Source organism: Betaproteobacteria bacterium (assembly GCA_016791345.1).
Lineage (GTDB): Bacteria > Pseudomonadota > Gammaproteobacteria > Burkholderiales > JAEUMW01 > JAEUMW01.
The window spans coordinates 1-2,836 of sequence record JAEUMW010000329.1 but is presented as its reverse complement, the minus strand read 5'-3'; the positions used below and the strand labels follow the sequence as shown (position 1 = coordinate 2,836).

At 66.3% G+C, this 2,836-nt stretch carries 4 protein-coding genes; 3 read left to right on the top strand and 1 reads right to left on the bottom strand.

Features of this window, described 5'->3' with window-relative positions; translation table 11 throughout:
• Nucleotides 1-388: 388 nt before the first annotated feature.
• The 3 genes from JNK68_13050 (at nt 389) to JNK68_13040 (ending at nt 2,331) form a co-directional block, all read left to right on the top strand.
• A complete protein-coding gene (locus JNK68_13050; GenBank protein ID MBL8541282.1) occupies nt 389-1,417 on the top strand; it encodes a sulfotransferase in 1,029 nt (342 codons plus the stop codon).
• 258 nt (nt 1,418-1,675) lie between these two features.
• Complete coding sequence (locus tag JNK68_13045; GenBank protein ID MBL8541281.1) at nt 1,676-1,993, top strand: ribbon-helix-helix protein, CopG family; 318 nt, start codon at nt 1,676-1,678, stop codon at nt 1,991-1,993.
• Nucleotides 1,990-2,331 carry a type II toxin-antitoxin system PemK/MazF family toxin gene (locus JNK68_13040; protein ID MBL8541280.1) on the top strand — a complete coding sequence of 114 codons (342 nt, stop codon included), beginning with the start codon at nt 1,990-1,992 and terminating at the stop codon, nt 2,329-2,331. The genes JNK68_13045 and JNK68_13040 overlap by 4 nt, the downstream gene beginning before the upstream one ends.
• Before the next feature lie 50 nt (nt 2,332-2,381).
• Here JNK68_13040 and JNK68_13035 read toward each other — a convergent pair.
• Nucleotides 2,382-2,836: molecular chaperone DnaK (locus JNK68_13035; GenBank protein MBL8541279.1), on the bottom strand; the 455-nt coding region annotated here is incomplete at its 5' end.

Genomic DNA, 2,836 nt, shown 5'->3' with positions numbered 1-2,836 from the left:
CCCTCACCTTCCTGTTGCTGACGACCGAGGCAGCCGTCGCATTTGCACCTCCGGCGGCGGCGAAAAGCTAAAGCCCCTGGAACCGGTGTTCCGTGGTCGGGAACATCTCGCGTCTTGGGTAAAACGTGCGGTAGCCAAGGGCTTGTGCGAGCCGCGCCGGGCGGATGGCGGATTTCTGCCGGTTCTCGGGGGCTCTACCCGTATTTCCTGTTGACCTTGTCGGGTACCGCAGAGAGAATGAGACGCTGCAGGGACTCCTGTCCGCCCTTCGAGGAGACAGTGACGTGTCATTCGAACTTCTGTCCGTCTTGGCCGACGCGATGCTCACGGGAAACAAGGGTGTCGTCGTCGCCGGCTCGTGCAGGGTGGCTCGCCCGAGGGCGCTGCTGTGAGCGCCGATCCCGCGCAGGCTGTCGCGCCGACTGCCTGGCCCGCCGCCGCGGCGTTCGAGGGTCCGCTCTTCGTCGTCGGCATGCCGCGCTCGGGCACCAAGCTGCTGCGCGACCTGTTGAACGGACACTCATGCATCGGCATTCCATGCGCCGAGACCGAGTTCCTGCCGTGGCTCGTCAGCCGTGTCGGGCACTGCGGGGACCTGTCGGAGCGCGCGAACTTCGATCGTCTCTATGCGGAGATCGTCCGCAAGTCGTTCTTCACCTACCGCGCGAACGCCGGCAAGCTGATTTCGGCCGACCGCTGGTTCAGTGCCTGCGAGCGGACCGACGCCGCTGGCATTTTCGAAGCGCTGATTCGCGTCGACATGGACGCCCCGCGCGGCAGCGGGCGCATCTGGGGTGACAAGTCGCCCTCCTACATCGACGACCTCCCGTTGATCAACCGCCTGTATCCCCACGCACGCGTGCTGCACGTGGTGCGCGATGTGCGCGACTACTGCGTCTCGATGCAGGAGGCCTGGGGCAAGGACGTCTGTCGTGCAGCGCAGCGTTGGGCCGACGGCGTGCTGCAGGCGCACCACGATGGGCAGGCGCTCGGCGCGCGTTACGCAGAACTGCGCTACGAGGATCTGCTGGAGGACACGGACGCGGCGCTGCGTCGTGCTTGTGCGTTCATCGGTGTTGCGTTCGAGTCGAAGATGCTCGAGCTGACCCGGCCGTCGGAGAACATCGGTCGCGCGCGGGGTGCGCGCCACGTGGTCAGGGGCAACCATGGCAAGTTCGCCGAGCATATGCCGCCCAAGCTGATCGCCGACGTCGAGGCGCTCGCAGGGCCGGCGATGCAGGCGTTCGGCTACGAACCGATGTTCCCGCTGGGGGCGCCGCGGCGGTTGTCGCGGCGGCGGATGCTGCTGGCCCAGGTGCGCGACGGGCTGAAGCTGGTCAGGCATCGCCAGGATGGCAAGAGCGCGCTTTCGGCACTGATGTTCCATCTGCGGTACTTCAACACTACGCGCCTGTGATCCGGCGCGGCCCGGCGGCTGCGGGCGCGCTTGTAGCAGGCGACCTCGGCGCGGCCGGTTCGGGTTCCGGAGTTCTCCCCCAACGTTGCCGGTGTTCAGGCGACCCGCGTTCAGCCGTGCCGCAAAAAATCCAGATTGTCGAGCGCGTGCGACGTGTCGTGCTGAGTTGCTCGGGTTCCGCGACAAGCACAGGCACTGGTTTGCCGACCTGCACGCTGCCGTGCATACTGTCTTACATTCTGTATTGCGAGATGACGCATGGCCGGGTTCAGTCTCAGGCTGCCGGATGACCTGGAGGAAAAGCTCGATCAGGAAGCGCGCCGCGAAGGGGTGCCACGGTCTGAAGTCGCACGACTTGCGATCGCGGAGTTCCTGGCACGCCGCGAGCGCGAGCGGTTTCTTGCCGCGTTCGTCGCGGAAGCCAGGGCGGCATACGGGGATCCAGCCATCCGCGGGGAGGCGCTAGCCATCGCGGAGGAAGCACTTCCTCTCGACAACGAAGCGCTCGATCGTGCCGAGGCACAAGGCAAGGCTCTCGTGGCCTCTCCACCTCGGTCGCGCTCGAAGCGGCGGTGAAGCGGGGGCAGGTCTGGGTTGCGAATCTTAATCCGCCCCGCGGGCGCGAAGTGGGGAAGGTGCGACCCGTCGTCGTCATCCAGTCCAACGAGTTGCTCGATGCGGGTACTCCGCTCGTGGTGGTCCTGCCGCTGACGACGCGGGTTTACCCGGCCTTTAAGCTGTGGCGAGTGACTTTGCCGGCGCGGGATCGCCTCAAGGAAACCTGTCAGATCATTGTGGATCAGCCGCGGGCCCTCGATCGAGCGCGGTTTGGAGACGGGCCGCTCACCACATTGACGGCGGCCGAGTTGGCGGCGGTTGAGCAGAGCCTCAGGGCTGTGCTGGGGATGTATTGAATCGACTCTGGTCATTAGCGAGAGTCTCGCACGTCGCGCTGATCTCTTGACTAACCAGCCAGCCGCAGCCCTGCCGGCAACTGCTCGCCGAAGAGTTCGTTGCGGTCGGCGGCGGATACCTCGCGATATTCGTGCACGCCGAGAATCAGCTCGTTCTTCGCACGCGCTTGCTTGAGTTTCCCGACCACCCGCGGGCGCAGCGCGTCGTCGATGTCGAGCAGTCGCTCGTTGGTGCGCCGGCAGGCGGCTGCGAACACGGGGCCGAGCGGCTGCAGCGCGGGATCGCTCCAGTCGAGCGACTCGAAGTTCGCGAAGCAGTCCTCCACCACCGACGGCGGCACGACGGCTTCGGCGGAGGTGTAGAGCGGCACGCGGCCGAGCAGGCGCGCCAGCGCCCAGAAGACATGTGGCTGATTGGTCGCCTTGCCGCGTCGAACGAGATCGAGCAGCCACTGGGCGAGTTCCGCCTTGCGCGACTGCTCGACGCGCTCCAGGCTGCCGAGCA